We start from the raw sequence: 26144 nt of genomic DNA, 5'->3' as shown, positions 1-26144 counted from the left end.
GGTGCCGGGGCGGCGAGCGCCGGACCGGCACCGGCCAACGGCCTCGCGGAGCCTAGACGGCACTCTTCCGAACGGAATCCCGGGGGCCCGAGCGATCCGGGACGGCCTGGTCAGCGGCCGGGGCGGCCGCACGCAGCGCCGCTTCGACCCGGCGGTTGCCGGTCATGGTCGACGTGACGGCGGTCATGGTGAGGAGGAGGCCGGCGGCGGCGTAGAGGGGGGTGCGTACGTCATGGGCGGTGGCCAGCCAGCCGCCGAGGAAGGCGCCGAACGGGGCGGCGCACATGGCGAGCATGCGGGAGGTGGAGGCGACCCGGCCCATCAGATGGGCGGGGACGATCGCCTGCCGGAGGGAGGGGCCGAGCACCATCGTGGCGCCCATGCCCGCTCCGCAGACGGCGAGCGCGAGGCCGGCGACGTACGGGTTCGAGGCGGTGGCCAGGCCCAGGATGGCGAGTCCCTCGACCGCGGCCGTGCAGGTCAGCGCGGTGCCGGTGCCGAGTCGTCGGCCGAGGAAGGAGGCGATGCCCGCGCCGAGCAGACCACCGGTGGCCTCCGCCGTGAGGAGCAGGCCGAAGCCGAAGGTGCCGATGCCGAGACGGTCGTGCGCGAAGAGGGCGAGTACGGTCTCCACGGCGAGGAAGGCGATGTTCCCGACCGCCGGACGCAGCGCGAGCCCGAGCAGCAGCCGGTCCCGGAAGACGTACGAGGCACCGGCCCGCGCCTGCCGCAGCAGCGACTCACGGGCCTGCGGTACGGGCCGGGGTGCGGCGGGCAACGCCCGTACGAGCAGTGCGGAGAGCGCGAACGACACCGCGTCGGCGAGCAGCGGAAACGTCCGCCCGAGCGCGAGCAGGGCGCTGCCCGCCGGCGGCCCCGCGAAGCCGGACGCGGCGGTCTGGGCGCCGCGCAGGCGGGAGTTGGCGCGTTCCAGGAGTGCGGGGTCGCGGCCGAGCAGGTCCGGCAGGTAAGCCGTGGCGGCCGTGTCGAAGAAGAGTCCGCCGAGGCCGAGCAGGAAGGCGACGGCCGCGAGCAGGGGGATGCTCAGCACGTCGAGGGCGGCCGCTGCCGCCGGTATCGCGAGCAGCGCCGCGCGTACCGCGTCCGTGACCCACATCGTGCGCCGACGGTCCCAGCGGTCCACCAGCGCCCCGCCGAGCACCCCGAAGAGCAGCCACGGCAGCGTTCCGGCGGCCGTGACGACGGCGAGTGCCATCGGATCCCGCGTCAGCGTCAGTGCGAGCAGGGGCAGCGCGGCGTGTGACACCCCGTCACCGAGCGAGGAGATCGTCTGCGCGGTCCAGAGCCGTCCGAACCCGGTCGGCAACTTCCTTGCGTTCGAGGTCACTCGGCGCCCCCTTCGGTCTGCTTGCGCGGTGCGGGGTGGAACAGTGCGAAGACCAGCGACGCGTCCGGCAGCGAGGGGTCGGACAGCTTCCGGTACTCGTCCGCCAGCGCCTGGAGCCGTGCCCCCAGCTCCGCGAACTGCTCCTCGGTGAGCCGCAGATGCGCCATCCGTACGTGCCGTTCGCTTTCCGCCGGCGCGGCCTCCAGGTCCGCCACCGCGTGCCGCATCAGCACGTCCGGCCCGCCCTCGCCCGGATCCGGCAGCACGATCGAGCGCGCGGCCATCGCGTAGTACCGCTCGGTGACCCCCCGGACCTTCCGCGTCCGCACCACCTTCACCAGCCCGGCCCGTTCGAGCAGCCGTACGTGGTAGCTGGAACTTCCTTTCGCGAGGCCCACCCGCTCGGCGATCTGCGTGATCGTCGCGGGCTCGAAGCGGAGCACGGCCATGATCCGGTGACGGGTGAGGTTGGAGACGGCGCGCAGCTGTTCGTCGGTGGTGACGTGGAACGCCTCGGGGAGGTCTTCAGCAGCCATGCCCTCAATGGTCAACATTTCTTGACCATTGGGCAAGGGGTTTCGCCGGGACTTCCGGAACCGACTGTCCGGCACGCGGGGTCCCACGGAGCCTTCGCCCGTACCCCTCCCGGGTCATCCGCGTCGTCCGGCACGCCTTCCCCGTACGGTCACCCGGCCTGTCCGGCGGCCCGGTAGGCGCTCGGCGGGCGGCCCAGCAGGGTGCGGAAAGCGGTGGTGAACGCCGCCGGGCTGTCGTAGCCGAGGTCGGCCGCGATGCGGGTGACCGGCGTACCGGCGGCCAGGTGCCGCAGGGAGTGCACGATGCAGGCCCGCTGCCGCCACTGCGCGAAGTTCAGCCCGGTGGCGCCGCGGAACCGCCGGCCCAGGGTGCGTTCGCTGACACCCAGGGCGGCGGCCCAACGGGCGGGCGGATCGTGGACGTCGGGGCGGCGCAGGAACGCGTCGCACAGCCGCCGAAGTCCCGGGTCGGCGGGCAGCGGGATGTCCAGGGGCAGCGGTGCCAGGTCGGCCAGTTCGTGCAGGAGCAGGCCGACCAGGGCCGCGTCGCGGCCGTGCTCCGGGTAGAGCGGCTTCATGTCGACGGCTGCCAGGAGGAGTTCGCGCAGCAGCGGGGAGACCTCGACGACCCGGCAGCGGGCGGGGAACCACGGCACGGCGGCGGGTTCGATGTAGAGGCTGCGGGTGCTGACCCCGGGCATGGCGACCTGGTGCCGGGTCCCGGCCGGAATCAGCACCGCACGGTCGATGGGCACCGTCCACGTGCCCTCCGCCGTCGCCAGCTCCATGACGCCGGTCGCGGCGTACAGCACCTGGGCCCGGCGGTGCTCGTGGTACGGCAGCAGGTGGCCGGGCGGGTAGTCGGTGCCGATGGCCAGGACGGCACGGTCGATGGCATCGACCTCGTCGATGGGGACGTTGCGCACACCGCCAGACTAGGTCCCGGCTCCGCTGTCGGATCGGCGAAGGTATCTGGCGTTCATTCGATTGCCCGCCAGGTGGCCGGATCCGTAGCGTCGTGGCAGTGCTGACCTCATATCTCGTGCTTCTTCTGTTCGGCTGCCTGACCGGGATCACCACGGTGCTCTTCGGGTTCGGCGGCGGCTTCGTCACCGTTCCCGTCGTCCACGGCCTCTGGAGCGTCACGACGCACTCCGGCGCCGACGACGGCGCGATGCACGTGGCGGTGGCGACGTCGACGGCGGTCATGGTCGTCAACTCGGTCTTCGCCACTCTGACGCAGTGGCGCCAGGGTCGGCTGCGCCGGGAGTACATCTGGCCGATGGCCGCGTTCGTCCTGGTCGGCGCGGCGGCCGGGTCGTTCGCGGCGACCCGGATCGGCGACACTCCGCTGCGGGTGCTGTTCGCCGCTTACCTGCTGGTGACGATCGCCGACAGCCTGTTGCGCAAGGGCTTCCTGTCCGCCCCGCAGGATCGGGAGCCGCGCCCGCCGAGCCGCCCGGTCAGGACGCTGGGCGGGGTCGGGATCGGCGCGGTCGCCGCCTGCCTGGGCGTGGGCGGCAGCGTCATGACCGTGCCCCTGCTGCGCCGCCGGGGCCTGCCGATGGCCGAGGCCACGGCGATGGCCAACCCGCTCAGCGTGCCCGTCGCCGTGGTCGGCACCGTCGTCTACGCCCTCGCCGCCCCCGCCGTGCACGCCCGGGCCGGGCTGCTCGGCCACATCGACCTGTTCGCCTGTGCCGCGCTGCTCGGCGGCTCGCTGCCCACCATCGCCCTGGCCCGCCGCGCCGCGACCCGTGTCCCGGACCGGGTGCACTCCGTCGCCTACGTCACCCTGTTGGTGATCGTCCTGCTCGCCATGGGGATCTGAACGACAGGTCGAGGGTCGCCTCGTCCTCGTCGACGAGGAGCCGGTCGAGCTCCCGCCGCCAGGAACTGGCGGGCGCCGCGCGACGCGGGGTGCGGGTCGCGCCGGGTGGCGCGGCCGGCGAGTCAGGTGCGAAGCCTGCTGGACTCTGCGCATGTCCCCATCGAAGGGGCACGCCCCGGTGGTCGCAGTCGGCTACGGCGGGCCCAGGGACACCGAGGGTCCGCCTCCCGGGCTGAAGAGCGGTCCAGCGCCGTGGGCGGAACCAGTACGCCGTGGCGTCGCGGCAGGAGCTATTGTCAAATCCTGTGGATGACCGGACAGCCCGATGGCCGGTCGATCAAGCAAGCGGCTTGCGGTAGCGGACGTATTCGTTCTGCCGCCGGAACCCCACGCTCTCGTAGAGGTCGTAGGACCGGTGTGGATTTGCCGTGCCCGTGAACAGCCGGGCGATCGTTGCACCCTGTTCGCGAAGGCTTTGCAGCCCGTCCAGTAGCAGGGCCCGGCCGATTCCGAGGCGTCGCTGGTCCGTCCGGATACTCAGCTCTTCTACCTCGCCCACGGTGTGGTCGTGACGGCGGATGGAGCAGAGGGCGACGCCGACCATGTCCTGCCCGTTCCAGGCAGCCCTCCAGCATGCCGGGTCGGCGGTGTCGACGAAGTCCTGGAACGGCCATCTCTGAGTGAAGCCGCTGTCCGCGTACGAATCGACGACCGTCCTCCAGGCTGCACGGTAGTGGCTTGTCCCGATCGGCCCCGTCCGTATCCCGGCCGGCAGTTCGTCGCCCGGCTCGGGCATCTGCTGCAGATCGCCCAGCTCCAGCTCGACCAGACTGAAGACACGTCGGTAGCCGGCTGCGCGCAGAAGTGCCGTGGCATCCTGCTCGGAGGTCATGGCGTTCGCGCCGATCACTGCCGTCCGCGCCGTTCCATGCTGTTTGACGAGCCGGCGGATCCGCTCTTCGGCCCAGCTCAGCATCTCTGAGCCGATGCCCTGGCCGCGATGCTCGGGCAAGAGGTAGCCGCGGTGCAGGTACAGCCACGTATCGTCCCGCTCCTGCCACCACCGGATCGTCGAGTAGCCGACGACGCTCCCGTCGCACACCACCAGGATCTGGTTCTTGGACGGCTCCTCCAACTTGGCAGAAGCTTCCGCGATCTCGGCTGCTGTCGGGAGCCCTTCCACAACCGACTGGGCATCGACCCGGTCCCGTTCAGCACACCCCCGCCGCACCGCAGCCATGGCGCCGTGGTCTTCGTCGCCGCGATACGGCCGGAACCCGAAGCCGACCGGAAGGTCCTGTCCTGCCGTGCCATCCAACATGACCGGATGATCTCGAACTTCGAGGCAGGCCCGCCACCCTATTCACGCCGCGGTCGTCTGCGGGCCGTTCAACGAGCTGGCCGCGTTCGAAACAGGCCCCGGCGCGGACGAGGGCAACGAGGTGGGGCGCATTCACGGCTCGCCAGCGGGCCTGGGCGGCCTCGACGAGCTTGAAGACCATCGCCGGGGCGGCGGCCCGGGATCCGGCACCCTTGGTGACCTTGGTCCGCAGACGGACGGTCGCGAAGGTCGACTCGACGGGGTTGGTTGTCCGCAGGTGGATCCAGTGCTCGGCGGGGAAGTCGTAGAACGCCAACAGTTCGTCCTCGTCATCGACGATCTTCTTGACAGCCTTGGGGAACTTCGCGCTGTACTGCTTGGCGAACGTCTTGACCGCGGCGGCCGCGTGCTCGCGGTCCTCGGCGTTGTAGATGTCCTGGATGGCCTTCTTCGCCGCGGGTTGAGCTGACTTCGGGAGGCTGTCGAGGCAGTTGGCCGTTTTGTGAACCCAGCACCTTTGGTGGCGGGTTTCGGGGAAGACTTCGTTCAGCGCGTTCCAGAAGCCGAGGGCGCCGTCGCCGACGGCGAGGACGGGAGCGCGCATGCCGCGCCGCTGACAGTCCCGCAGCAGGCCGGCCCAGGACTCCGCCGATTCGCGGTAGCCGTCGGTCATCGCGATCAGCTCCTTGGTTCCGTCCGCGCGCACGCCCATGACGACCAGGACCGCTGCCTTCGCCTCCTCCAGCCGGATGCGCAGGTGGATACCGTCGGCCCAGACGTAGACGTAGTCCGTGGCCGACAGGTCGCGCTCGCTGAACGCCTGATGGTCGGCCTGCCACTGGGTGGTCAGCCGGGTGACGGTGGCCGGGGACAGGCCTGCCGAGGAGCCGAGGAACTGCTCAAGCGCGGGCACGAAGTCCCCGCTGGACAGGCCGTGGAGGTAGAGGAGCGGCAGCACCTCGCTGATCTTCGGGGACTTGCGGCACCACGGCGGCAGGATCGCAGAGGAGAACCGTTTGCGCTCGCCGGTTGCCTCGTTGATGCGCTTGTCGTTGATGCGTGGAGCCTTCACCTCGATCACCCCGGCCGCGGTGGTGACCTTCCGGGGCTGGTGGTAGCCGTTGCGGACCACCAGGCGGCGCCCGTTCTCGTCTCGTTGGTCGGCCAACTCGGCTATGCAGGAGTTGACTTCAGCCTCCAGGGCGGCGGCCAGCATCCGCCTCGCGCCCTCACGGACGATGTCGTCGATCAGGGAGCCGGTCTCGGTCGTTCCATCGGCATTCACTACGCTCAGCACGGGGCGCCTTCCCGACCGACGGTGCAACGTCGGCCCACTCGATGACCAGAAGTCGATCACTCGGGAAGGTACGCCCTTCGCGTCCAACCCGAGGCCGATCCACAGGTCATGAGCATTGCTCACACATCGTCCCGTCCCGCTTGCGTGACATGCCCCGGACCGGCCCATTCGGTCAGCTGGTCGTACGTCGCCATCGAAAGATCCTCTCCCGTCGGCTGGGGCCCTGACCCCATCGAGCCGGCCTCAGTCACGGCACGGCCGTACTTGCGGGACAGCCCTTGGGGCGCGGCGGTAGTCGAAGACGAGAAGCCGGGCGTGCATTCACCACCCGATCGAGCTTGCCACGCTCCTACGCCCTGGCAGCAGCACAAAGCCGACTGTGTTCCCTGGCTTGGAGACAGCCCCGGCATTCAGGCCCGCCCGGTGAACCAGCAGAATGCTCAACGTCCCGGCTCTGTCGAGTCCGGCAGGAGGAATCGAACGATGGGGGATTTCGGTGTGGCAGGGAGTCACGGCGGCAGAAGTTCCGGCCCATGACAGGCTCGACTGGTTCGTGGAGACAGTCTCCAGCGCCTTGATGCCATCGAAGTTCACTGCACATAAGCCAGCTGCATTTGAAGCAGAGGGTGCCTTCCTGGAATTCGGTTCCGTGCAACTGTCGAGGTTCTCGTACTCGCCCCTTCGTTCACGGCGTACCCCGGCCTTGATCCGTCGCGGGGATCCTGAGCAGTACCAGCTTGGGTTGGTGACCCGGGGGTCGGCCTGGTACGCGCAGGGTGGCGGTGAGGCCGAGCTGCACGGCGGAGACATGCTGGTGTGGGATACCTCCCTGCCGTACGAATCGGGTTCAGGACTCGACGGCAAGGATGTCGAGGTCCTCGTTCTGCACATGCCCAAGGAGCACAAACTGCTGGGCTCCCAGCAGGTCTGGCCTCTCCTGGGCCGGTGTCTGGACAGTCGCACCGGAATAGGGGCGGTCCTATCCCAGTTCCTGCTCTCGGTGGCTGCCAACGGGTCTCACTGCGGACCTCAGGAGCTGAGTAGCCTTGGACACGTGGCGATGGAATTGGCCACATCGTGTCTGGTCCAGCAGTCGGGCGCTGAGGCAGAGCTGCCGGAACTGGCCCGGGCGCATGTTCTGCTGCGTCAGATCTACGCGTACATCGGACAGAATCTGGCTGACCCCGGTCTGTCCCCTCGCGCGATCGCGGAGCGGCATCACATCTCGCTGCGCAGTCTGTACACGCTGTTCAGGGACCACGCCGAAGACCATGGCCAAGGAGAGGGAGTGGCGGCGGTGATTCGCCGGCACCGGCTGGAGCGCTGCCGGGCGGATCTGGTCAGCCCGCACATGCGTCGACACCCGGTCCACGTCATCGCTGCCCGGTGGGGGTTCACCAATGCGTCCACGTTCAGCCGAAGCTTTCGTGCCGCCTACGGCATCACCCCCCAGGACTATCGCTTCCAGTCGGAGAGGGTGGATTCACACGACTGAAGCACCCGACGAACGCGGCAGTAGCCCGCGGCCCAGAGGAAGGGACACCTGACATACACACCCTCTGGCCTTCGACAGAGCACCGGGAGGGCTGTGAGTACGCACCCCGGCTGAGCATGCGAGACGGTGCCACTTCTGTCAGGCACCCGTCCTGCCGCCCGGCCCACCGTGACCGCCCCGCTCCTGGCGGGCGAACGTGCAGGGGCGGGTATGTCCCCGGAGATCCACGACACGCTCGCCCAGGGCATTACCAGCGTGCTGATGCTGATCCAGGCCGTGGACGCCGAACTGGCGCACGACGTGCCGTCGGCCCGTCACCATCTCGCGCTCATGGCCGACACCGCACGGCACACCTCGCGAAGGCCGTCGCCCTGGTCATGGGTGGGGCCTCGGCCGGTCTGGACGGCACTTCGCGGCCCGAGCTCTGCGCCGCCACGCCTCCCGGTACGCCCCATAGGTACGGATCACCGTGCTCCGGTAGGTCTTGCCCCCCTCCTCGGTGACATTTGTCCCGAGCATTACCGGATAGGCGGCTCTGCCGCTGTCCCCACGCCTGCTGCGAACGTGGTGTCACCACCGAGAGACGCGGGAGACACGATGTTCAGCAAGCGCGCACAACTCATTGCCCACCAGGTTCCGACCGACGCCAAGGGCGCTGTTCTGGTCCTGCCCGGTGGCTCGATGAAGAGCAAGGGGCGATACTTCAGCATCGTCGAACTCGGCCTGCGCCCCCTGCTCGCACGGCTTGCCGAACAGGAGGGTCTGGCCGTCTACCTGCTGCGCTATCGCGTCCGCGGTTGGAATGGCGACGACGCCGACAGCCTCGCCGACACGCGCTGGGCCCTTGACGAGATCGTCCGCCTGCACGGCCAGGTTCCGGTCGCCCTGGTCGGCAACTCCCTGGGCGGCCGCGCCGCCTACCATGCCGCAGGTCACCCCAGTGTCGTCAGCGTCACCGGCATCGCCCCCGCGCTCCCGAGCGACGACCCCGTCACCCAACTGGCCGGCCGCCAGTGTCTGATCCTCCACGGCGACAAAGACCACAGCGAAGCGAGCGCCGCGATGTCCCTGGCCTACGCCCGCCGAGCCCACGCCATCACCACATTGGCCCGCTTCGAGATCCCCGGCGCCGGCCACTTCCTCCTCCGAGGCTCCCGAGAGTGCTACATGGCGACCACGGAATTCGTCACCGCCACCCTCGCCCGCACCCCACTCCCACCACTGATCGCGCAGGCTCAGTCCGGTGACCTGTGTTCCCCGCTTCCTCTGGACGTCTGAGGTGGCGCATGGCCACCTGAAGTGGCGACTCACCGGCCGTCCCCCGACAAGCTCAGCTCTTCGGCGGCACGCAGGGCGCCCGGCGGTCCCGATCCTCGCAAGGCCCGCCGCGAGTACGAGAACCGCGTCAACGCCCTCCGGGCGCCACAGCCGGACCACGATCAATGTCAGCGGTGCTTTCTGTACTCAACTACTCGCACAAGTCGTGAGTCCGCAGTGCAAGGTACTCGTACATCGCTCCGAGGGGCCCTGGGGCACGGGGTGTTTTCGTCCTCAGGGCGCTTGTCTCTTCATGAGTCGATCAGGGCGATGCCGTGGTCGCTGCATCGGGCTCCCCGGGCCCCGGTGTCGGGGACGGCGTCGTCGATGGTGCCGAGGTCGGTGACGGTCAGGTGGAGGTCGAGGGCGGCGAGGTTGTCGCGCAGGCGGGGGCGGCGGGAGCTGCCGGGGATGGGGATGACGTCGCTGCCGCGGGTGAGGAAGCCAGGCGAGGGCGATTTGGGCGGGGGTGGCGCTCTTGGCGGTGGCGAGGCGGGTGATGGCGTCGGCGATGGCCGGGTTGGCTTTGAGGTCGTCGCCGTTGTAGCGGAGACGGTGGCGCGGAAGTCGCCGGGTTCGTAGCGCGTGGCGGCACGGACGGCGTCGGTGAGCAGGCCGCGGCCGAGCGGGCTGTAGGCGATCAGGGTGGCGTCGAGGCTGCGGATCGTGGGCAGGATGCCGATTTCGACATGGCGTTCCTACAGCGAGTACTCGGTCTGGACGGCGCTGATCGGGTGGATGGCGTGGGCGCGACGGAGGGTTGTGGCCGAGACTTCGGCCGCATCGCCTTCCTGCCGCCGGCCCCGTTCGCCGAGCGGGCCGCCCATGCCCGCGCCGTCGCAGAAGCCGCAGGCCGCCGCATCGGCCGCCCCGTAGCCCACCCCTCCGACAAGATCGAGTACGCGCGCCTGTTCAAGAACCAGGGCAGCAAGCCGCTACGGGGCGATCAGCACCAAGACCGGCATCCCGAAAACCTCCCTGCACCGCTACCCACAGGGGTGGCCGCACCGGAGTTGCTGAGGTGGTCAAGACCGGACGGCGCCTCCACCGGAGGTCGGCGAGCCCCGACGGCCTGCTCCGGTGGCTGCCCGGGTGCGCGGTTTCGGGGCCAGTGCCGCGCGGAGCGCCGGGGTGAGGATGTGGCGGGTCTGGGCCGGGGTGAGCGCGGCGGGGGTGGGGAGGGGGTTGAGGTAGCGGGTGTAGATGAGGCCGCCGAGGATCGTCACCACGGCGGTCGCGCGGGCGGTCGCGTCCCGGCCGCCGAGGAATTCAACAAGCCGGGCCAGCAGTTCGCGTTCCAGGTATTCGCGGATCACCTCGGCGGCCTCGTCGCCCTGCGCGGTGAGTTGCCGGAAGTCGGCGTCCTCCCACAGGTCCGTCACCGCGTCGACCAGCCGCCCCGGCAGCGTGGCCGGGTCACCGCCCAGGACCTCGTCCACCGCCAGCGCGTTGGCGCACTGGAACTGCATCACGTCCGCGAACAGGCCCTTCTTCGAGCCGAAGTGGTACGCGATAAGCGCCGGGTCGACCCCGGCGGCCCCGGCGACCGCGCGCAGGGTCGTGGCCCGGTAGCCGTGCTCCAGGAACAGCGCACGCGCCACCGGGACGATCGACTCGCGGGTCGGCGGATTGCCGCGGGGGCGACCTCGGGTGCGGGCGGGGGCAGGCGCGGCGTTATTCATCAGCGTTGAGCTTGCGTTTCGCGATCGGCACAGTCAAGGGCGTTCCCACCACCGCCACACGAAGGACCAGCTGCGATGCGTATCGCAGTCTTCGGCGCCAACGGACCGACCGGCCGCCACCTCATCCAGCAGGCCCTCGCAGCCGGGCACGAGGTCGTCGCCGTGACCCGCCGTCCCGGCTCCCTGCCGGCTCGCCCCGGCCTCACCGTGGCCGTCGCCACCGACCCGACGGCCGTCGATGCCGCGGCCGCCGGAACGGACGCCGTCCTGTCCGCGCTGGGCGCCCGCTTCAGCAAGGAGACCATGCTCGGACCAGTGGGGAACGGTGTCCACATCTGGGGGGGCTGCGATGGCATGACCCAGCGCACCCACGGCCGCCATGTGCCCGGAACGCGCCGGTCTTCCGCTTCACTTGGCGGCTTCGAGAAGACGCCTGGCTGCTCTCACCTCACGCGTCCGCGCCTGCTGTGCCTCGTGCAGGCTCAAGCTATCCCTTTCGATATACGCTTGTTGGTAAGCGGCCGTCACCATCGTCACGGTCTGCAGATAGGCGGTCTTTCGCTTGCACTTGACGTCCTGGACAGCGACTTCGATCTCTGCGGGAGAGGGTGGGGGAAGCGTCGCCCCTGCCGGAATCGGCAAGCCGCGGCCCAGCAACGACCTGTCGTGGGCGGGCTTCAGGGGATCCGGGTAGGCGAAGCCCGAATCCTTCATGCAGGCGCTCCACCTCGATTGGGCGTGCTTGACGCGGCTGTCACCGTTGGCTGCGCTGAGAGACTGCGCCGTGAGCTGTTGAATGATCATGAAGAGGGGGGTCTGGTTCCCGCCCCTCAGCTTCTTTCGGGCTTCGCTCTCGCAGCCGGTCCGGCCGGACTTGGGGTCATCGAAGTAGGCTCGCGAGACTGCCGGGGAGATCTTTTGCCGAGGCTCTGGCCTGGATGTGGAGTTCGCGGGCGGGACCGGCTCCCTGTAGCCGAATTCCTTGACGGCCGCCAAGTCGATCACGCCGAAGAGTACATAGGGCGGCGGCGACTGCGGTCCTGACGTCAGCTTCAGAGTGGGCGGAAGCGTCAGACCCTTGGCGCGCATGCACTTCTCCGCGAGAACGGTTTCCCCTTTGACGAGCACCGTCTCGTCCTCCGGGGATTCGTACGCGTCGAGCGGCAACGTCACGGAACCGTCCGGGCGGACCACCGCGCCGCCGCCGCGGAAGGACACCGGCTTGGACGGATCGCCCTCCATGCCCGTCGACAGCGCGGGAATCGAAGGTTCGGGCCCCCGGCTCTCCGCAGTACCCTTCGCGCCTGTTACGCCCTCGGAGCTACTGCACCCAACGACCGCTGCCAAAACCGTCAGCGATGCTCCAGCCACCCACAGTAGCCTCGATCTGCGCATCCCTTTTCACCTTCCGCCTCAATGTGACCATCGAGCATGTACTGCGGGGCCGCATCGATTCGTGCGGCAGACGTCGAGGGGGGCCTGCGGTGTACTTCCGGCAGGCCCTGCCCCCGCCCCTTAGCGCCAGCGCTGGTTCGAGTTGTTCCAGTCAGTGCTGTTGGCGTAGATGTTGCCGTAGCCGTCATCGTCCAGGACGTAGCCGGTCTGCCTGTTCTGGAGCTTCCAGCCCGAAGAGGTGGAGATTTCCCACCACCGCTGCCACCAGTTGGTCGCGTCGCTCTGCCCGCTGGAGCAGGGCTCGGTGTATACCGATCGGTAATAACCGGTCAGGCAACCGCGTCCGGGAGACCACTCGTTGTAACTGCCGTCGCTGTTCGCTATGTCGACCCAGGTCGCGTTATCGGTGCGGTTGGAGTCCCCCCTCACGCCATCGTCGGTCGCCGTGAGGTACTTGTTGGTTCTCTTGTTCTGCCAGGTGATGTATCCGTCGGCAGACGCGGGGCTGGATATCGCCAACGTGAGCGCCGGAATGGTCATGGCTATGAGCAGTGGCCTGATGATGGTCTGCCGTTTCACGGAAACTCCTCGGGTTTGGCGAGAAAATGGGCGGCGCCGGGCTTGGCCCCTGGCCCCGCCGTCGCCTTCTCAATGGGAACGACGTATCGCCAACTCGTTAGTGGCGCCCGGTGATCGTAACCAGACCGGGCATGCCCGATGCGCAGGGAAAGCCCGTTGGCGCTCACCGTGCACGCATCGCAAAGAAGGGCTGCACGCTTTGCATACTCCGCCCGCCAGGCCGACTCGGAGGGCAACAGCTCGTGGGCGACGCGGAATCGGGCCGGTCGAGGCGCCGGGCGGTCGGCCCTGCCCCGGCCCGCCCCTTGCGGCCCTGCCCGATCCTCCGCAACCGCCGATCACCACGCTGTCCGGCCCTTGAAGAAGAATCCGGCGCAGGTCGCGCACCAGGACACTCCGCGGCCGGACTTCCCACAGTCGCGGGCACGTCACGAGGCCCCAAACGCCAGAGGACGGTGATCGTCCTCCTTCCGCTATCTCGATATGCCGGCTGCACCGAATCGCTCAGTCTCCGGATCCTCGATTTCCCCGACCGCAGTTATCCGTGTGGCGGTGTCACATGTCGACGCGCGTGACGGTGCGATCAACCGCACCACCTGGAACACCAAGGCGTGGAAGCCCGCGCTCGCCGGCTCCGGAGCCATCCCGCCGGTGTCCGAACAGCAGCCCGACAAGAAGCCGTCGCGAGTCTCGGAACCCGGTCGCGCGTACGCCTTTTACGTCCTGCTCATACATATGCTTCGGTGATGCCCGAAGCCGGAGAGTCGATCGTGGCGCTCGCGAAGTGGCTGGGGCACTCCGATCCGGCGTTCACACTCCGGGCCTGCCCTGAGCTGTTTCCAACCTATCGGCGGTGTCCGTCAGTTGGGCGGCTCCGCATCGCGACGAAGCTCCTGGCAGGAGGTGTCACGACCAAGATCCACCGTGCCCCGCCAGGAGTCTCAATGACGAAGTCAAGTCTCCTGCGCGACGGGCGGGACGAGGGTGAACAGCCTGTCGTCGCGCAGGAGAGCCCAGAACACGCTGGCCCGGCGCCGGGCCAAGGCGTTCGCGGTCCTGGACGGCACCCTCCTGCCGATCGACCGCACCGCCGCCGACACCCCGTACCACTCAGGGAAACACAAGCGCCACGGTATGAACGTCCAGGTCCTCACCGATCCGTCCGGGCGGCTGCTGTGGGCGTCACCCGCCCTGCCCGGCTCCGCCCACGACCTGACCGCCGCACGGACCCACGGGACCATCGACGCACTCGCCGCGGCCGAGCTGAAGTGCTGGGCGGACAAGGCCTACCAGGGAGCCGGCCACCCCGTCCGCGTCCCGTTCCGAAGCCGTCGCCTCAAGCGGTGGCAGCATCGGCACAACAGCACACACGCCCAGATCCGCTGCCTCGGCGAGCAGGCCATGGCCACTCTGAAGGGCCGGCGCCCTCTGCGGAAGCCCCGCTGCAGCACCAACCGCATCACCGCGTTCGTCCAGGCCGTTCTCGTCCTTCACCACGCGTCAACGCGAGGTTGGAAAAGGCTCACTGTCCCCCATACACCTGCTATCCACCCCTCCTTGCCAAGTCGGCGAACAGCATGATCGCACGCTGTCGACCACGTGCCGCAGCCGCAGTTCAGGGCACTCGCCGGCCTCGCTGAACAGGGTGGTGCGATCAGCTGGGCCCTCCACCGCGGACCGTGAGCGCCGATCACGCGGCTGCCGCGGGCCGAGGGCCGGGGCCCGGGCAGCAGGAGCACGGAGACGGTGGGAGTAGGCACCCACCGCCGCCTGCTCCCCTCGGGGGCCATGGAGCAATTGCCAAGAGTGGTGGGTCAGGTGGGGCATGAGGAAGCTTGATGAAAGCCTTGTGCTCGACCCCGGCATGCCGGCCTGGGAGGACTTGTCGACCGGACGTGGGGCTTTGTGGCCCCGACGGTGGTGTCTCATATGCTCGGTCCATGAGAGAGCCTCATCCCGTCGAGCTATCAGGAAGGTTCGTCAACAAGGGCGACGATCGTTGGCGCGATGATCGGTGGTACGGGCGGTACCGGTTGCGGTTTCCTCAGGTGTCGCCGTGGCCCGACTTGCACTGGACGTTTGTTCGAGTGCGTCCGGGATGGCGGTCTTCGGTCGAGGAGACGCTCTCGGTGGCGGCCACCGAGGTTCCCGGGCAGAAAACCTGGCCGGTCCATCTGCTCAACCAGAAGGTTCATGGGCGAGACCGGGGCTTCGACCTGGGCCCACCGGAGGCTGACTACCTCGGCCTGGAGATGCTGTCGGACATCTGCTACATCGACATGCGCAACCTTCACCAGCTCATCGATCTCCTGGCACCGGCCATGGAGGACGCGCACTTCTTCGTCCATTCGTGGGGCGACGGCTTCGACCGGTGGGTCGACGAAGTGCGCATCCGTGACGGGCGCAGCAGCGTTGCCAGGTGGACCGTCGAGGGAGAGTCCTGGCTTGATTTCCCTGCGTTTTGCGCGGAGCTCGCCGGTGATCGTACCGGGGACGATGCCTTCGGTCGCTTCGTCACTCTCCTGAACGGTCAGTGAGCCCAGCCGCGGATCCCCTCACGCGGCAGTGTTCTCCAAGCGTTCGACGAAGACCTTGGGCGACTTGCGGCACCACGGCGGAAGGATCTTCGAGGAGAACCGCATCCGCTCGCCGGTGGACGCATCCATCCGCTCGTCGTTCACTCGCGGGGCTGTGACCTCGACGGGACCTGCGGCGGCGGTCACGGTGCGGGGCCGGTGGTGCCCGTTGCGGACCACCGGACGACGCCCGGCTCCGTCCGTCTCGGCGGCCAACTCGGCTGTGTACTGGTTGACTTCGGCCTCCAGCGCGGCGGCGAGCATCCACCGGGTGCCCTCGCGGACAATCTCGTCGGCCAAAGAGCCGGGCTCGGTCGAACCGTCGGCGTTCACTACGCCGAGCACGGGCGCGCCCTCCCGACCCGCGTTGCGAACGCGGGCCTCCACTCGGTGACCATCACAGGATCATTCGGGAAGGTACGCCCTTCGCGTCCTGTCCCGAAGACCGATCCAGAGCTCCTGAGCATTGCTCCGGCCATGAGGGTTTGCCGCCTTCGCCCCGTTCGCGAACTTACGGTCACAGGAGGAAGTGCTCCAGGTAGTCATCGCCCACGGCTGCCGATTGGCGCAACCTTCCGATCTCCCGCTTCCGTACGACAGCCGGATTGATCGTGTGGAACTTCTCAAGTTCCCCGACCACCCATCGCCGACGGTCGGGGTCCCCCTGCCATACGCGGTTCGCCTGAAAAGTCGACGTGCGCGCCCAGTCCTCGGTGGGGACCTGATCGTAGGAGTTCTCCTCCGGGAACACGGTGTCGAACAACTCCGTGCCTGGATAGGGCATGTAAAAGTGGTGGGACTGATAAGAACCTCTGGTCTTGACGTCCAGTAGATTTTCCGCCAGCTCCAGCGTCGCCTTCGCCTGCGCATCACTCTCTTCGGGCAGGTCGTGGATGAAGCTCATCTGGACCTCTATTTCAGCCCGGTCGAGCGCCATCACCGCCTGATGGTGAAAGCTGGCCGTGGCGCTCTTCTTGAGCGATTTCAACTGCTCGTCGTCGCCGGACTCGATGCCGATGAATATTTTCCGGAATCCGGCGGCCCGAAGTCGATCCAGGGGAATGATCTTCTCGATTTCCAGCACATCACGGGATCGCATGTTGCACAGGATGGGAACGCGGCTTCCGGCCAGGATCAATGCCTCCGCCAGGGCCGCGACCCGGGCCGGCTGACTGGAGATGTTGGGGTCGACGAACGAGATCATCCTGGGGTGGTAGAGGTCGTCGAGCCGCTTCATGTCCTGGACGACGCGCTCGACCGAGAAGCCCCTCCAGCGGCGCAGGCTGTGAGCGGGTTCCGCGCAGAACGTGCAGGCGTACGGGCACCCGTAGGAACTGATGTACTGAAGGGTCTGTCTGCCCGGCACGTAGTACTTGGGCACCTCGACGAAGCTGTAGTCCATGGGCGGAAGCTCGTCCAGGAAATCTATCTTCGTTCGCCGGTTCTGCTTCACTTTCCCATTTTCGTCCCGGTAGGACACATTGGGAATGTCACCTATGTCGGTCTTCCCTGCCAAGTGATCGAGGATGCCGATGAGCGCGTGCTCCCCGTATCCCTGGACCACGAAATCGGCCCACCCCTCGCCGATGATCTTCCGATTGGCCAACGTGCCGTGGTATCCACCCCAGACGACCGGCTTCCGGATGCCCCTTTTCCGCAACTCCTTCAGCAGGACCAGTACGGCGTTGATCGAGGGCCCCGTATAGCTGGAGACGCCCACGGCATCCGCCTGCCCGGCAAGGGCCACACACCGGTCGAGCCACTGTGCGTCGACCTGTCCGTCGACGATGTCGGCCTGGTGCCCGCAAGCCTTCGCGTAGGTGGCGAGCGCCAGAAGATTCAGGGGGAGGTACGGTTCCGGCCCTTTGATGTTGCTGAACAAAAGGATGCGCATGAGTGAACTCCGATAGAGGTTTCAGCCTACTGAGCCGCCTCAGCAGATCTATTCGTCCAGAACTTCAGCACGGGCCCGTAAGGCTTCGCGTTCCCACGCCTCTTCACCAGTACGCCGACAAGTGCGATGCGGGGGGACTCAGCCGTTCGTCGACAGCTGTTCCAGGAATTTTGACGCATCGGCCGGCCGGTGCAGAAGAGCAACTTCGTCAGGAAGTTGGAGGCGCGGATCGGTCTGCCCGCTGTCCAGCAGCTTTCGGAATGGAGTGCCGGGCCGGGCCCACAGGACCGCGGTGACGTACGGGTTCGCCATGAGCGTCGGGCATTCCACCCGCTGCCAGGTGTTCCCTTTCCTGACGACGTCGCCGAAAATGATCCTCACCTCACCCCTCGCGGCTTCGGAAAATCCCACGGAAGCGTTTCTCCAGAAGGCCGCCGCTCTTTCGGAGTAGTCGGAGTAGTACGGGGTCGACAGGTTGAGGCTTTCGATCAGCATCATCATCGTCTGCCCGCCGTACTTCTTGGCAGTGGCCTTCGCCGACTCCTCGACCGGCTTCCCCCCGTAGGTGCCGCAGTAGTACCAGAGTGCGGTGGGGTCGCCTTGTTTCACGGCGTTCCGCATCTGTTTCCTCGTCACCCATTGGGAGAAGTCGTCCGTCTGCCCGGGCAGAACGATGCCGCCGCCGTTGGTCGGCCCCTCGTCCGCCCATGGAACCGACTCGCCGATCGGTTCGGCCCTGATGGCCGCGGCAGGACCGACCAGTGGGATCGACGGTTTCGGGTGGATGTCCATGGCAGCAAGTCCGGTTCTCGACAGTGCCTCCCCGCGGGCGTCCGGTGGTCAGGGAGGCGCGGGACCGGCCGGGTGCCGGCGGCAGGCGGCGGCACCCGGCCGAGGAGTGGACGTCAGATGACCTCGAGGCCACCCGAGATGGTCTCCAGCTCCTCGTCGCCGATCTCGGCGGCGAACTCGTCGGCACCGGTCTCCGGCGTGACGTCCTGGGTGTCGCTCATGATTCCTCCAGAGGGGTTTCGATTGAATTCCGACGGAAGCCGTTTCGGTGAAATACCGTCCGGGCCCTGCCGGAATGCGCTGCCTCTCGGCGAGACACTTCGAACCTAGGGGCCCCGGGCCGGGGGTCACAATAAATTCCCGACGCTTCCTCGGGAGCATGTACGGCCGGGTCCGGACCGTTTCACCGATTCGTGCCGCGGTCGTCGTGACCGTCGGAATTCGACGCCGACGCAGCGGTGCGCGCAGCGAGCGGCCCGTCTCCGTCCCGCCTCTTCCCCTCCCCCACTTCTGCCGACGTCTCCCGGGCCGGCCCGGTCGGAACACGCTTCGGAACGCGAAGACGCCCCGGCCTGTTCGGAGGACCGGGGCGTCTTGTCGGGGTGGCGGGCCGCGGTGCCGGCTCAAGAGAAGTCGGCGGACCCGGCCCGAGTGCGGGCGGCGCACGTCGCGGGGCGGGGGCTGGTCAGGGGCGGGGCGTCGGGGGCAGGCCGAGGTGGTCGCGGAGGGTCTCGCCGGGGTAGGCGGTTCGGTAGCTGCCGAGTTGCTGGAGTTCGGGGACGACCCGGTCGACGAATTCGTCCAGGCCACCGGGGGCGTACGCGGGCACCAGGACGAACCCGTCCGCGCCGCCCGAGCGGACGTAGTCGGTCATCTGCCGCGCCACTCCGGACGGGGTGCCGATGAAGGGCTTCCCGGCGGTCAGCCTCATCACGAGTTCCCTGATGCCGAGGCCGTGCCGGGAGGCGTAGGCCCGCCACTTGTGCGCCCGGCGCAACCGGACCGGGGCCGCGGAAAGCCGGGGCCACTCGTCCGGATCCGGTTCGGGATCGGGATCGACGTCGGGCAGCGGCCCGTCGGGGTCGTGGTCGGTCAGTATCCGTCCCCAGGTCCGTTCCAGGTACCAGATCGCCAACTCGGGGCTGACCGCCTGCGCTTGGGCGGCGCGCGCGTTGTCGTGGGCCTCCTGGTCGGTGTCGCCGAGGGCGAAGGAGACCCCGGGCATGACCTTCACGTGTTCGGGGTTGCGTCCGTGGCGGGCCACCCGGTCGCGGATGTCCGCGGTGAAGTCCAGGCCGGCCGCGCCGAGGTGGCGGCTGTAGACCACGTCCGCGTGCGAGGCGGCGAACTCCCGGCCCTGCTCGGAATCGCCGGCCTGGACGGTCGGCGGGGAGCCCTGGGGGCCGGGCGGGACGGTGAAGTGCCCCTGGAGGCGGAACTGGGGACCCTCGTGCCGGAAGCGGGTGGGGCCGTCCGCCGTCCAGCCGGCCCACATGGTCCGGGCGGCGTCGACGAACTCGGTCGCCCGCCGGTAGCGGTCGGCGTGCGGGAGGTAGCCGCCGCGGCGGAAGTTCTCACCGGTCCAGGCGTTCGAGGTGGTGACGACGTTCCACCCGCACCGGCCACCGGAGAAGTGGTCCAGGGTGGCCAGTCTCCGGGCCACCTCGAAGGGTTCGTTGAAGGTCGCGTTGACGGTGGCGACCAGCCCGATCCGTTCGGTGACCGCACTGAGCGCCGACAGCACGGTGGTCTGGTCGAGTTCGCCGGCGATACCGACGTCGGAGACCGTGCCGCGGTGCTCGGTCAGCCGGGGGTAGTCGGCGAGGAGGAAGAAGTCGAACAGACCTCGCTGCGCGGTGTGGGCCAGGCCGGCGAAGGTGGCGAAGTCGTTGTGGTCGCCGGACCTGGGGTCGCGCCAGACGGCCGTGTGCCTGGCGGGGAAGAGCGCTGCCAGATGCATCTGCTTGCCGGTCGTGCTCGTGCCGGTCGTGATCATCGCACTCGTCCTGCTCTCGTGCCGGTCGTGTCCGTCTTCCTCGTACCGGTCGTGTTCATCGTGCGAGTGCCGCCTTCCGGACCGGGAACGCGTTCGGCCTCGGGGCGGGCAGAGCGAGCCGCTCGCGCAGCGAACCGCCCGCAGGACCGGGGCGGGCCGGACGGTACCGGCGCAGGAGCGGGACGACCTCCTGGACGAGGCGCTCGACCGTCCCGGGGAGCGCGGCGGGCCGCAGGTGGAATCCGTCCACGGGCTCGCGCGCGGACACCGCTTCGAGGGTCGCGGCGAGTTCGGCGGCGCTCCCGGTGAACCGGAAGCGGTCCGTGGCGCCCGGCCGCTCGGACCGCCCGTCCGCTCCGTCGCCGTCGAGTCGCACCTCGACCTCGGCGATGACCCGGGCATCGGTTCCGACGCGGGCGCGTACCCTCCGCGTGTCCTGGACCTCGGTGAACACCAGGTCGGCGCCCTGGACGTCGGTGAGCGGGGAGTGCGGGCCGAGCCGGGTCGCGAGCACCGGGTGGCCCTGCGGGGGGCGGGGCACGACGGCCGGGCCCTTGATCCGGAAGTGTGCCCCCACGTGGTCGATGGGACGTACCTTGGCGCGGTCCAGGAAGCGGCCGCTCGCGGTGTCACGGATGACGGCGTCGTCCTGCCAGCTGTCCCACAGCGCGGTGACGACCTCGGTGAACTCGGCCGACTCCGCCCGGAGCCGGTCGGTCCCGGCCAGGGGTTCGGGGCCGAAGTGCGCCGCTTCGGCCGCCGATGCCGCCACCCGTGGACACCAGCCCGCCCGGCCGCGGCTGATGTGGTCGAGGGTGGCCAGCGCCCGGGCCACGTGGAACGGCTCGGCGTATGTGGTCGTGACCGTCGCCACCAGGCCGATGGTCCGGGTCACCGGTGCGAGCGCGGCCAGGGCGGTCACCGCGTGCGGCCGCCCAGGGCCCGGTGGGGTCACCGGGGCCATGGAGTCGTCCAGCGTGACGAAGTCCAGATCGCCCCGCTCGGCCTCCGACGCGAGCCGCCGGAGCCGGCCGGCGTCCATCGGGTCGGGCGGCGACGCCTGCCGGGTGTCCGGATCCCATCCGGTGCCGCCGATAGCCAGGCCGAGCAACATCCAGGTTCCTTTCGGGGATTACGCACGGAGGACCGAGCCGCCCGTACCGGGGAGGCCGGGCCGTCCGCGTCGCGGAGGCCGAGCCGTCCACACCGCGAAGAGCGATCCGTCGCGTGCCCCGGGGGTCGTCCGGTCCGCAGCCTAGGTCCGCAGGACGGCGTCGGTGCGGCGCCGAACGCGAACGGCACCGCTCCCGGCCGTCGCCGCGCGCACACTTGCACGGATGCGTGCCACGGATACGCCGAGGCCGGTGTCCGGCCCCCGGTCAGGACGGTCGCGGGCGCGTTCCCACCGGGGTGGTCCGGTGTTCTTCCGGCGCACGGTCCGGGTCACTCCGCGGTGCCGGTGCGGCTCTGCTCCAGCAGCGTCCGGGCGGCCCGGACGGTGTCGGACAGGTGCCGGTGCACGGGCAGTCCCGGTCGGGCGAGCAAGAGCTGGATCCTGAGGTCGCGCCCGCGGACGTAGTCCGGGTCGGCGCCCACCGCGATCGGGACGTCCCGCCCGCTGTGCATCCCGAGCTCGTACAGCGCGATCGGCTGCACGCTGCCCACGCTCCGGGGAAACCAGAACAGCACGACGGCGGCCCGGTGCAGGTGTCGGTACTCCCAGGTGATCTGCTCGGTGACCGGGATCGGCGCGACCGACGTGCTCCGCCGGGGGTTGAGCACCGCGACGTCGTCGTCGGTGAACATCCGGGCCGCCTCGGTCTGCCAGTCGGGGCAGCCGGTGATGCCGCCCGCCAGGAACACGGCGGGCCGGGCACCGGGGCGGTACTCGGCGGGGGCCTCGAAGTATTCCATCGGATGCTCCCTTTCTCGTCGGACCGATCCGGAAGCGGCCCGGGGCGGCTCATTTTCCGGGCGACGCGGAAGGAACGTCCAGGGCGGCGCAGCCCGTGAACGACCGCGGCACGAATCGGTGAAACGGTCCGGACCCGGCCGTACACGCTCCCGAGGAAGCGTCGGGAATTTATTGTGACCCCCGGCCCGGGGCCCCTAGGTTCGAAGTGTCTCGCCGAGAGGCAGCGCATTCCGGCAGGGCCCGGACGGTATTTCACCGAAGCGGCTTCCGCCGGAATTCAATCGAAACCCCTCTGGAGGAATCATGAGCGACACCCAGGACGTCACGCCGGAGACCGGTGCCGACGAGTTCGCCGCCGAGATCGGCGACGAGGAGCTGGAGACCATCTCGGGTGGCCTCGAGGTCATCTGACGTCCACTCCTCGGCCGGGTGCCGCCGCCTGCCGCCGGCACCCGGCCGGTCGTTCACACGGAGGAATTGCGTTGAACCTGCCCAGCGATCTGGCACACGACTTCCGGCAACTGCGCGAGCGCATCACGCGCAAGGCGTCGTCCGCATGGTTCCTGGAAAAACGCCGGGAGATCGAGAGCCTGGCACCGTACGACCCCGAGCAGGGGCGCGAGCGCCTCGATCACCTGCTGGCCACCGCCGCGGAACGGGCACCGTACTACCGCGCCCTGCGCGGCCGCGAGCGGTTGAGCCTGCGCGACTTCCCCCGGACGCGCAAGAGCGACCTGCGCGAGCGCTTCATCGACTTCGTCAGCCGCGACGCGACCGGCCGGATGGCGTCCGGCGCGTTCTTCCTGACCCAGACCAGCGGCAGCACCGGGCAGCCCGTCACCCTGCTGTCCACGGCGGAGACCGGCGGACTGCTGACCCATGTGGTCCGGGAGCGGTTCAGCGCCTTCCTCGGCCTGCCGGACAGCGGCACCGTCCTCAACGTCGGGCTGCTCTTCCCCGACACCCCGCTGTTCCAGCCGGTGATGCTGCCCCGCCCCTACGTCAAGTGCAACCTGCGCGGATACGGCCCCGACGCGCCCGACATCGTCGCCGACTACGAGGCCGTGGTCGGCCGCTTCCCGGTCGACCTGATCACCGGCTCCTCCAGCCGCGTCATCACCCTGGCCCGCTACTGCCTGGAGCGCGGCATCGTCCTGCGCCCGAACGGTGTCGTCGCCACCTACGAGCACATGCCCGACAGCGGTCGCCGCCTGATCGAGGAAGCGTTCGGCCGCCCGGTGACCATGCTGTACACGACCGCGGAGACCGGTTACGCGGCCTTCGAGTGCGGGCGGCAACGGATGCACTTCCAGGACGACTTCGTCCTGCCCGAGATCGAGGCGGCCGGCGACGGGGCGGGAGAGATCGTCCTGACCTCCCTGTTGTCCACCCCCATGCCGGTCATCCGCTACGTCACGGGCGACCTCGCGCACCGTCCGGTCGACTGCGACTGCGGTCTGCCCGGCACCGTCACCGCAGGGCTCGTGGGCCGGGCCCGCTGCAGTCTGGTCGGCCGCGACGGGGCCGCCTACTCGCCCTACGCCCTGCTCGCCGCGCTCGCCGCCGCCGGTCTCCCGGACTACCAGGTCGTCCAGGACGAACCGGGCACGCTCGATCTGATCACCGTCGGCCCGACGGCACCCGCCGCGGCCTGCGTCGACGACCTCAACACCCGCCTCGACACACACTTCGGCGCCCGGCAGGGCTTCCGGCTGCGCCACCGTCCGGACCGGGACTTCCATTTCACCGCCGGCGGCAAGCGCAACCCCGTGGTCCAGCACCTGCAACTGCCGGACACTCCCCAACGCTCGGCGTATCTACAGTCCTGAACCTCCGCGAGCCCCGAACGACAAGGAATGGCGCATGACGACGACCCAGCGGGTGCGGGTGATCGAATCCCTGGAGGAATGCGTTCCCCGCCCGGGAGAAGCGAAGGTCTTCCTCGCCGGGGGGATGCACAACTGCCCCGACTGGCGGGCCGACGCCATTGCCGCGTTCGAGCGGAGCCGGCCCGACGGACGCCCCCTGGTGCTGTTCAGCCCCCGCCGGAGCGTCTCCGGCTCCTCCGGGTTCGACGAGGCGATGGTGGGCTGGGAACACCGCCATCTGTCCCGCGCCGACCTGGTGCTCTTCTGGTTCCCCGCAGGCAACGCGCACCGACCCGAACAGCCCATCGCGCTCTATGAGCTGGGTGCCGCCGCGGCCTCCGGGCGGCCGATCGCCGTCGGCGCCGAGCACGGCTACCGCCGCCGCCCGGACGTGATCGCCCAGCTCCGGTACGCCCGCCCGGAACTGCCGGTCCACCACGACCTGGGCTCCACCGTCCGCGCGGCAACGCGCGTGCTCGGCAGCGGGACGTACCCGTTGCGCGACGCCTCGTAGGCACGACCCCGGCGCCCCCGACCTGTCACAGAAGGCCACCGATCCCGATGGATACCCTCCGCTCCCTGGTGGGCGAGCCCGAACCGTTCCTGACCACGACGTGGCGACGCCGTGCCCGGCTCCTGCGCCCGCCCGTACCGTCCGCACCACCGGTCACCCTGGCCGACGTGGACGCCGCGCTGGCCTCGGGTCTGCTCCGCCGCCCGTACCTCGAACTCGTCTCCCGCGGAAAGAACCTGGAACCGGGTGAGTACACCGCCGCGCGCACCGTCGGCGACCAGGTCTTCGGCGGCTATGCCGACCCCGCCGAGGTGCTGCGGCGGCTCGCCCCCGGTGCCACCCTGCTGATGCGCAACATCGAGCACTGGCACCCCGGGGCGGCCGCCCTCACGGCGCGGCTCGGCGTCGAACTGGGCCGCCGCGTCGAGGCGTTCCTCTTCCTCACCCCGCCCGGTGGGCAGGGGCTGGGCTCGCACCGCGACGACGCGGACGTCTTCGTGCTGCAGCTGCACGGCAGCAAGCGGTGGCGGGTGCACGCGATCCCCGAGGACGGACACTGGCGGATCGGCTACGAGCCGGACCCGGGGCCGGTGGAACTGGAGAGCACGACGGGCGCGGGAGAGGTGTTCTACATCCCCCGCGGCGCACCGCATTCGGCCGTCGGCCACGCGGACGGCCTCTCCGTCCACCTGTCGCTGACCGTACGGCAGCCCGGCACCGCCGACCTGCGCGCGGCGCTGGCCCGCCACCTCGACGACGGGCTCCGCCTGCCACCCCGCCCGGTGGGCCGGGCCGAGTTGCACCGTGCCGCGGCCGAGCTGCTCGACCACCATCGCCGACGGCTGGCCGGGCTGACTCCGGAGGACCTGTGCGCGGCGGTGGAGACCGTTTCCGAGCCCGAGGACGGGACCGGTACCGGGTCCGGGTCCGATATCGGTGACGCCTCGCTTTCGCCGGATTCCGCCCGTACGGTGGCGGATCTCGCGGCGGCACTGCGGAACGGGGCGAACGGCGCCTGAGCGGGGCGCGTCCGAGGGGCCCGGCCGATGTCGGCCGGGCCCCTCGGGCGTGCCCGGGCCGCCGGTATCGACGCGGGCGCGGATGCGGGCGGGAACGGGGTACGACGCTACTCGTCGCCCGCGATGTTCAGGCCCTTGATGCCGGCCACAAGGGCCTCCAGGTCGTCGTCCGACAAATCAGCCGCATAGGTCTCGTCGTCCTCGTTCACGGTTTTCCCTTTCCTTTTTCTGCGGGCTTTCACGTCGGGTGGTGGACGATGCACCGCACTCTCGTCCGCAAGAGGAATCTAGGCGTCACACTTTCCGGCAACAAGCCTTTCCCGACCGTGGCACCGATGAATGCCACGGTCGGGTTTCCAGGTCCGTCATCGGGGAGTTCCCAGGAATTCCGGAACGCCGGTACCGGCCACCAGGGCGTCCATTTCCTCCTCGGTGAGATCCCGCGCGTCGAAGCGGTCGGGACGGGGCACGAACAGCGTGAGCCGGCCCCGGGCGGCCGCCTCCTCCCAGGACCGGATCTGGACCTCCACCACCTCCGGCGCGGCCGGCAGGTCCCGGACGACGTCGACGGCCGTACCGGCCGGCACCCCGATGCCGTGCTCGGCGAGCAGGACGCGTGGTTCCTCGGTCAGGAGCCGTTCCCGGCTCGGGTCGGACCAGACGGCTGCCACCATCGCGCTGTAGCCGGCGGCGAAGGCGGTGCGTTCGGCGGAGTACATGGTTCGCTCCTCTGCTCTGTGGACGGGCTCTGTGAACGGGCTCTGTGGGT

General features: G+C 69.4%; 21 protein-coding genes and 5 pseudogenes. 11 read left to right on the top strand and 15 right to left on the bottom strand.

What is annotated here, in order from left to right; translation table 11 throughout:
* Window positions 1-52 precede the first annotated feature (52 nt).
* The 3 genes from ACFYW1_RS03505 to ACFYW1_RS03495 form a co-directional block, all read right to left on the bottom strand.
* Window positions 53-1348, bottom strand: coding sequence for an MFS transporter (locus ACFYW1_RS03505; protein ID WP_388986335.1), 1296 nt, complete (start codon window positions 1346-1348; stop codon window positions 53-55).
* A complete protein-coding gene (locus ACFYW1_RS03500; protein ID WP_388986332.1) occupies window positions 1345-1884 on the bottom strand; it encodes an ArsR/SmtB family transcription factor in 540 nt (179 codons plus the stop codon). The genes ACFYW1_RS03505 and ACFYW1_RS03500 overlap by 4 nt, the downstream gene beginning before the upstream one ends.
* A gap of 149 nt (window positions 1885-2033) precedes the next feature.
* Window positions 2034-2810: an AraC family transcriptional regulator gene (locus tag ACFYW1_RS03495; protein WP_388986329.1), complete on the bottom strand. Its 777-nt coding sequence runs from the start codon at window positions 2808-2810 to the stop codon at window positions 2034-2036.
* Window positions 2811-2908: 98 nt separating this feature from the next.
* Here ACFYW1_RS03495 and ACFYW1_RS03490 point away from each other — a divergent pair, with 98 nt between their 5' ends.
* Window positions 2909-3715 (top strand): sulfite exporter TauE/SafE family protein, encoded by an 807-nt coding sequence (locus ACFYW1_RS03490; protein WP_388986326.1) that lies wholly within the window; start codon window positions 2909-2911, stop codon window positions 3713-3715.
* Between the two features lie 337 nt (window positions 3716-4052).
* On the opposite strand, the gene ACFYW1_RS03485 is transcribed toward ACFYW1_RS03490, so the two are convergent.
* Both ACFYW1_RS03485 and ACFYW1_RS03480 read right to left on the bottom strand, forming a co-directional pair.
* Window positions 4053-5036, bottom strand: a complete 984-nt coding sequence (locus tag ACFYW1_RS03485; RefSeq protein WP_283856081.1) for a GNAT family N-acetyltransferase — start codon at window positions 5034-5036, stop codon at window positions 4053-4055.
* Window positions 5037-5097: 61 nt separating this feature from the next.
* Window positions 5098-6333 (bottom strand): annotated as a pseudogene (locus tag ACFYW1_RS03480) (IS256 family transposase); the annotation flags it as partial.
* Between the two features lie 436 nt (window positions 6334-6769).
* Here ACFYW1_RS03480 and ACFYW1_RS03475 point away from each other — a divergent pair.
* The 3 genes and pseudogenes from ACFYW1_RS03475 to ACFYW1_RS03465 all read left to right on the top strand — a co-directional run bounded on the left by ACFYW1_RS03475 (window position 6770) and on the right by ACFYW1_RS03465 (window position 9106).
* The gene (locus ACFYW1_RS03475) at window positions 6770-7828 is read left to right on the top strand and encodes a helix-turn-helix domain-containing protein (RefSeq protein WP_388986322.1); all 1059 of its coding nucleotides are present in this window, start codon (window positions 6770-6772) and stop codon (window positions 7826-7828) included.
* 210 nt (window positions 7829-8038) lie between these two features.
* Window positions 8039-8170: pseudogene (locus ACFYW1_RS03470) on the top strand (histidine kinase); the annotation flags it as partial.
* A 255-nt stretch (window positions 8171-8425) separates the two neighbouring features.
* Window positions 8426-9106: an alpha/beta hydrolase gene (locus tag ACFYW1_RS03465; RefSeq protein ID WP_388987028.1), complete on the top strand. Its 681-nt coding sequence runs from the start codon at window positions 8426-8428 to the stop codon at window positions 9104-9106.
* A gap of 1064 nt (window positions 9107-10170) precedes the next feature.
* Here the strand turns inward: ACFYW1_RS03465 and ACFYW1_RS03460 are convergent.
* Complete coding sequence (locus ACFYW1_RS03460) at window positions 10171-10827, bottom strand: TetR/AcrR family transcriptional regulator (protein WP_388986319.1); 657 nt, start codon at window positions 10825-10827, stop codon at window positions 10171-10173.
* Between the two features lie 75 nt (window positions 10828-10902).
* Here ACFYW1_RS03460 and ACFYW1_RS03455 point away from each other — a divergent pair.
* Window positions 10903-11127, top strand: a pseudogene (locus ACFYW1_RS03455) (NAD(P)H-binding protein); the annotation flags it as partial.
* 108 nt (window positions 11128-11235) lie between these two features.
* Here the strand turns inward: ACFYW1_RS03455 and ACFYW1_RS03450 are convergent.
* Window positions 11236-12198 carry a hypothetical protein gene (locus ACFYW1_RS03450; RefSeq protein WP_388987025.1) on the bottom strand — a complete coding sequence of 321 codons (963 nt, stop codon included), beginning with the start codon at window positions 12196-12198 and terminating at the stop codon, window positions 11236-11238.
* Window positions 12199-12342: 144 nt separating this feature from the next.
* Window positions 12343-12801 (bottom strand): hypothetical protein, encoded by a 459-nt coding sequence (locus ACFYW1_RS03445; protein ID WP_388986316.1) that lies wholly within the window; start codon window positions 12799-12801, stop codon window positions 12343-12345.
* A gap of 552 nt (window positions 12802-13353) precedes the next feature.
* On the opposite strand from ACFYW1_RS03445, the gene ACFYW1_RS03440 reads away from it, so the two are divergent.
* From ACFYW1_RS03440 to ACFYW1_RS03430, 3 genes and pseudogenes are all read left to right on the top strand, one after another.
* Window positions 13354-13548 (top strand): hypothetical protein, encoded by a 195-nt coding sequence (locus tag ACFYW1_RS03440; RefSeq protein WP_388986313.1) that lies wholly within the window; start codon window positions 13354-13356, stop codon window positions 13546-13548.
* A 294-nt stretch (window positions 13549-13842) separates the two neighbouring features.
* A pseudogene (locus tag ACFYW1_RS03435) lies at window positions 13843-14307 on the top strand (transposase family protein); the annotation flags it as partial.
* Window positions 14308-14741: 434 nt separating this feature from the next.
* Window positions 14742-15338: a hypothetical protein gene (locus ACFYW1_RS03430; RefSeq protein ID WP_388986310.1), complete on the top strand. Its 597-nt coding sequence runs from the start codon at window positions 14742-14744 to the stop codon at window positions 15336-15338.
* Window positions 15339-15389: 51 nt separating this feature from the next.
* Here ACFYW1_RS03430 and ACFYW1_RS03425 read toward each other — a convergent pair.
* The 6 genes and pseudogenes from ACFYW1_RS03425 to ACFYW1_RS03400 form a co-directional block, all read right to left on the bottom strand.
* Window positions 15390-15722: pseudogene (locus tag ACFYW1_RS03425) on the bottom strand (IS256 family transposase); the annotation flags it as partial.
* 172 nt (window positions 15723-15894) lie between these two features.
* The gene (locus ACFYW1_RS03420; protein ID WP_388986307.1) at window positions 15895-17271 is read right to left on the bottom strand and encodes a B12-binding domain-containing radical SAM protein; all 1377 of its coding nucleotides are present in this window, start codon (window positions 17269-17271) and stop codon (window positions 15895-15897) included.
* A gap of 138 nt (window positions 17272-17409) precedes the next feature.
* Window positions 17410-18063, bottom strand: a complete 654-nt coding sequence (locus tag ACFYW1_RS03415; RefSeq protein WP_388986304.1) for a hypothetical protein — start codon at window positions 18061-18063, stop codon at window positions 17410-17412.
* 685 nt (window positions 18064-18748) lie between these two features.
* Window positions 18749-20059 (bottom strand): NtaA/DmoA family FMN-dependent monooxygenase, encoded by a 1311-nt coding sequence (locus ACFYW1_RS03410; RefSeq protein WP_388986301.1) that lies wholly within the window; start codon window positions 20057-20059, stop codon window positions 18749-18751.
* A gap of 55 nt (window positions 20060-20114) precedes the next feature.
* Window positions 20115-21173 carry an LLM class flavin-dependent oxidoreductase gene (locus ACFYW1_RS03405; RefSeq protein WP_388986298.1) on the bottom strand — a complete coding sequence of 353 codons (1059 nt, stop codon included), beginning with the start codon at window positions 21171-21173 and terminating at the stop codon, window positions 20115-20117.
* A 329-nt stretch (window positions 21174-21502) separates the two neighbouring features.
* The gene (locus ACFYW1_RS03400) at window positions 21503-21973 is read right to left on the bottom strand and encodes a nucleoside 2-deoxyribosyltransferase domain-containing protein (protein ID WP_388986296.1); all 471 of its coding nucleotides are present in this window, start codon (window positions 21971-21973) and stop codon (window positions 21503-21505) included.
* Window positions 21974-22456: 483 nt separating this feature from the next.
* Here ACFYW1_RS03400 and ACFYW1_RS03395 point away from each other — a divergent pair, with 483 nt between their 5' ends.
* Genes ACFYW1_RS03395 through ACFYW1_RS03385 form a run of 3 tightly spaced genes read left to right on the top strand, consistent with a single transcriptional unit; the run spans window position 22457 to window position 25375 of the window.
* The gene (locus ACFYW1_RS03395) at window positions 22457-23803 is read left to right on the top strand and encodes a hypothetical protein (protein WP_388986293.1); all 1347 of its coding nucleotides are present in this window, start codon (window positions 22457-22459) and stop codon (window positions 23801-23803) included.
* A gap of 34 nt (window positions 23804-23837) precedes the next feature.
* On the top strand, window positions 23838-24356 hold the full coding sequence (locus ACFYW1_RS03390; RefSeq protein ID WP_388986290.1) for a nucleoside 2-deoxyribosyltransferase domain-containing protein: 519 nt from the start codon (window positions 23838-23840) through the stop codon (window positions 24354-24356).
* 47 nt (window positions 24357-24403) lie between these two features.
* The gene (locus tag ACFYW1_RS03385) at window positions 24404-25375 is read left to right on the top strand and encodes a JmjC domain-containing protein (protein WP_388986287.1); all 972 of its coding nucleotides are present in this window, start codon (window positions 24404-24406) and stop codon (window positions 25373-25375) included.
* 365 nt (window positions 25376-25740) lie between these two features.
* Here ACFYW1_RS03385 and ACFYW1_RS03380 read toward each other — a convergent pair whose 3' ends face one another.
* The gene (locus tag ACFYW1_RS03380; RefSeq protein WP_388986284.1) at window positions 25741-26094 is read right to left on the bottom strand and encodes a hypothetical protein; all 354 of its coding nucleotides are present in this window, start codon (window positions 26092-26094) and stop codon (window positions 25741-25743) included.
* Window positions 26095-26144: the final 50 nt, after the last annotated feature.

Source organism: Streptomyces sp. NPDC002669 (genome assembly GCF_042889165.1).
Taxonomy (GTDB): domain Bacteria; phylum Actinomycetota; class Actinomycetes; order Streptomycetales; family Streptomycetaceae; genus Streptomyces.
Note: the sequence above shows the minus strand (reverse complement) of the source record. Positions and strands in the feature narration are given on the sequence as shown.